The organism is Pseudochrobactrum sp. AO18b, assembly GCF_000409565.1.
In the GTDB taxonomy this organism is placed as follows: Bacteria; Pseudomonadota; Alphaproteobacteria; order Rhizobiales; family Rhizobiaceae; genus Pseudochrobactrum; species Pseudochrobactrum saccharolyticum.
Window position 1 is genome coordinate 1 of sequence record NZ_ANNO01000169.1, and the last position, 2441, is coordinate 2441.

A 2441-nucleotide genomic window follows, 5' to 3' on the forward strand; every position below is an offset into this window, starting at 1 on the left:
AAATGGTGATTTTTGAGCACCGGAGCAGAGCGTACTGACTGTACGTGAGCACCGGAGCGCAGAAAATTGCCATTTGCAGACCGGCACGGCGGCTTTTGGATCAGATACTTAAATGTCGGCAGCGATTTTTGCAGAAGTGATTGAATCCGGATCAGTTACCGGCTCACCGCGCTTGATCTTGTCAACATTGTCCATGCCTTCAATAACCTGACCCCATACGGAGTACTGGCGATCCAGCCAAGGTGCATCAGCAAAGCAGATATAGAACTGGGAGTTAGCCGAGTTCGGGTTCTGGCTGCGAGCCATCGAGCAGGTACCGCGTACGTGCTTGGTATTGGTGAATTCTGCCTTCAGGTCAGGCTTGTCCGAACCGCCCATACCGGCGCGGGATGGGTTGAAGCTGGAACCGCCCTGTTTGCCGAACTTCACGTCGCCGGTCTGTGCCATGAAACCATCGATCACGCGGTGAAATACAACGCCGTCATAAGCGCCTTCACGTGCGAGTTCTTTAATACGGGCAACATGACCTGGTGCCAGATCTGGATAGAGTTCGATTGCAACTGTACCTTTAGTGGTTTCCAGTACCAGTGTATTTTCCGGATCTTTATAAGCCATGGGGCTTCTCCTGTAGATTTTTCAGGCTGCAACTCAGACAGCCGCGTTTAAAGTAGAATTACTTACGATCGGCCAGAACAATGGCTTTAACGATACGGTCAGGATTATCAACCGCGCCATTGGCAGATTTGCTGCCTTTTTTGATTTTATCGACGGTTTCCATGCCGCTGATGACTTCGCCGACAACAGTATACTGGCCGTTCAGGAACGAGCCTTCATCAAACATGATGAAAAACTGCGAATTGGCAGAATCCGGCGATGAGCTGCGTGCCATGCCGACGGTGCCGCGCACAAATGGCTGCTTGGAGAATTCTGCCGGAATATTACCATAGGAGGAACCGCCGGTGCCTGCGCGACCCGGATTATAGTCCTTATCCGCATTACCGAACTCTACGTCACCGGTCTGCGCCATAAAGCCGTCAATCACGCGGTGGAACACAACGCCGTTATAAGCACCATCGCGCACCAGTTTCTTGATCTGCTCCGCATGTTTCGGAGCCAGATCAGGGCGCAGTTCAATAACGACATCACCGTCTTTCAGAGTCAGAACCACTGTATTTTCAGGGTCTGCGGCCTGCGCATTGACCGGCTGCAAAGCGGCAGTTGCTGAAAATGCGAGAAAGGCTGTGACAGCCAGAAATTTACGCAAAAAGGACATGATTTTTCCTGTGTGAAGCTAAATTCTTATTTTTTAAGCTTATGCTTTAGGGCTTTTTCGATAACAGGCGGCACGAAGCGGCTGACATCGCCCCCCATTGCCGCAATCTGGCGCACCAGTGTGGCAGTAATAAAACGCACATCGGGGGAAGCGGGCAAAAACACAGTCTGCACATCCGGTGCCATACCTGTATTCATACCGGCCATCTGCATTTCATAATCAAAATCAGTGGCATCGCGCAAACCGCGCACCATCAGCGTTGCATTGAAACTTCTGGCAGTGTCCACAACCAGACCGCTGAAGCTGGTATAATCAATACGGCTATTATCTTTGCCGAAAGCCTGCTCTCCGGCCTCGCGCAGCAGCTCAACCCGCTCTTCAAAGCTGAACATCGGGGTTTTGCCCGGATGGACGCCGATAGCGACAATCACCTTGTCAGCCAGCCCGAGAGCCCCGCGCAGAACATCAAGATGACCATTGGTGACCGGATCAAATGATCCTGCATAGAGAGCTGTTTTCATACCAAATGAATTAATCATTATACTGACCAATTTCAATCTCTAAAGCGAAGTACATAACGGGTTCAGCAAAGAGCGGAGCAAGAACCTCTCTAAGCCTCAGTCTTACATCAAAAGCATAGGTTTACGCGCTCCCAAAGTGAACCTAGCATGAATAGACCGGTCAGAAATAATTCAAGTGAAAACGCCTATATTACGGGCAACACAGTAACCGCACAGATCTCACATGCCACAAGATGAAAGATTTTATGCAACCTTTGTGTCGCTTGCGCGTAATATAAGCGAAAGGATAAAATGATGATGCTATTTATTCTCGCAATCTCAATGATCGTCGCGATGATGTTTGCAGCCATTATCCTGATGATCGAAGAAAGTGCCTCCAGGCGTCTGAGCAATCAGAAATCCGTCTTCGACCTGCGCTCTGTACGGCGTGTCGCCCGCGGCACCAGATCAAAGCGCATTACACACGCATAAGTGAAGAGATAATATCTTGGTTTCGCCTAAATCAGGCCTAAATAGATACAAAATACCTCTTTAATCAGAGGGCAGTTGCAGCCGGAACCTCCAGTCCAGGCTTTTATTTCAAGGCGGTGTGAGAAGACACCGCCTTTTTCTTTATGTGAGCACAATAAAAAACCCCCCCCCCCCAC

General features: G+C 49.8%; 4 protein-coding genes. 1 reads left to right on the plus strand and 3 read right to left on the minus strand.

Annotated features, from left to right (window positions below; all coding sequences use genetic code 11):
• Nucleotides 1–108: 108 nt before the first annotated feature.
• The 3 genes from A918_RS0107080 to coaD are packed head-to-tail and all read right to left on the minus strand — an operon-like array spanning nt 109 to nt 1794.
• Complete coding sequence (locus A918_RS0107080) at nt 109–615, minus strand: peptidylprolyl isomerase (RefSeq protein ID WP_022710385.1); 507 nt, start codon at nt 613–615, stop codon at nt 109–111.
• A 58-nt stretch (nt 616–673) separates the two neighbouring features.
• On the minus strand, nt 674–1273 hold the full coding sequence (locus A918_RS0107085) for a peptidylprolyl isomerase (RefSeq protein ID WP_022710386.1): 600 nt from the start codon (nt 1271–1273) through the stop codon (nt 674–676).
• Nucleotides 1274–1299: 26 nt separating this feature from the next.
• Nucleotides 1300–1794 (minus strand): pantetheine-phosphate adenylyltransferase, encoded by a 495-nt coding sequence (coaD, locus tag A918_RS0107090; RefSeq protein ID WP_028233504.1) that lies wholly within the window; start codon nt 1792–1794, stop codon nt 1300–1302.
• Between the two features lie 291 nt (nt 1795–2085).
• On the opposite strand from coaD, the gene A918_RS21725 reads away from it, so the two are divergent.
• Complete coding sequence (locus A918_RS21725; protein WP_022710388.1) at nt 2086–2265, plus strand: hypothetical protein; 180 nt, start codon at nt 2086–2088, stop codon at nt 2263–2265.
• The last annotated feature ends 176 nt before the right edge of the window (nt 2266–2441 follow it).

Coding starts and splice junctions, on each gene's coding strand:
- A918_RS0107085 (WP_022710386.1), bottom strand. CDS start 1,273: ATGTCCTTTTTGCGTAAATTTCTGGCTGTCACAGCCTTTCTCGCATTT.
- A918_RS0107080 (WP_022710385.1), bottom strand. CDS start 615: ATGGCTTATAAAGATCCGGAAAATACACTGGTACTGGAAACCACTAAA.
- A918_RS21725 (WP_022710388.1), top strand. CDS start 2,086: ATGATGATGCTATTTATTCTCGCAATCTCAATGATCGTCGCGATGATG.
- coaD (WP_028233504.1), bottom strand. CDS start 1,794: ATGAAAACAGCTCTCTATGCAGGATCATTTGATCCGGTCACCAATGGT.